The organism is Burkholderia sp. Bp9015, from assembly GCF_003853505.1.
In the GTDB taxonomy this organism is placed as follows: Bacteria; Pseudomonadota; Gammaproteobacteria; order Burkholderiales; family Burkholderiaceae; genus Burkholderia.
In genome coordinates this window covers 1-989 of the sequence record NZ_QTPZ01000092.1, presented here as the reverse complement: position 1 = coordinate 989, position 989 = coordinate 1, and the positions used below count along the sequence as shown (strand labels likewise).

Below are 989 nucleotides of genomic sequence, written 5' to 3'. Positions count from 1 at the left end.
TGGGTGCGCGTGGTCGGTGGCTTTACCGAACACCAGTTCGCCGAGAAGCGCCTGCCGACGATCGAGGAACTCAACGCGGCCGCGCCCGATACGCCGGTGTTCATCCTGCATCTTTACGATCGCGCGCTGCTGAACGCGGCCGCGCTGCGCGTGGTCGGCTACACGAAGGACACGCCCGAGCCGCCGGGCGGCACGATCCTGCGCGATGCCGCGGGCAACCCGACCGGGCTGCTGCTCGCGAACCCGAACGCGACGATCCTGTACGCGACACTCGCGAAGGGACCGAAGCTGCCGTTCGAATACCAGTACAACTCGACGCGCCACTTCATGCGCGAACTGAACCGTCTCGGCGTGACGGGCGTGATCGATGCGGGCGGCGGTTCGCAGAACTATCCCGACGATTACGAAGTGATCCGCAAGCTGCACGACGCGGGCGAGATGACGATCCGGATCGCGTACAACCTGTTCACGCAGAAGCCGAATGCGGAGAAGGAAGACTTCGTGAACTGGACGAAGAGCACGAAGTATCACGACGGCACGGATTATTTCCGCAACAACGGCGCGGGCGAGATGCTGGTGTTCTCGGCGGCCGATTTCGAGGATTTCCGCGTCGCGCGCCCGGACCTGCCGGCGCAGATGGAAGACGATCTCGAGGGCGTCGTGCGCGTGCTCGCGCAGAACCGCTGGCCGTGGCGCATGCACGCGACCTACGACGAAACCATCAGCCGCGCGCTCGATGTGTTCGAGAAGGTCAACAAGGATATCCCGCTCGAAGGCCTGAACTGGTTCTTCGATCATGCGGAAACGATCTCCGAGAAGTCGATGGACCGGATCGCCGCGCTGGGTGGCGGTATCGCGGTGCAGCACCGGATGGCGTACCAGGGCGAATACTTCGTCGAGCGCTACGGCGCGCAGGCGGCCGAAGCGACGCCGCCCGTCGCGAAGATGCTGTCGAAGGGCCTCAAGGTGTCGGCCGGCACCGACGCGAC

Annotated in this window: 1 protein-coding gene; it reads left to right on the top strand. The window is 64.8% G+C overall.

The window, feature by feature from the left end:
* The coding region (locus DIE12_RS37725) for an amidohydrolase family protein (RefSeq protein WP_148092740.1) at positions 1–989 on the top strand (989 nt) is incomplete at both ends.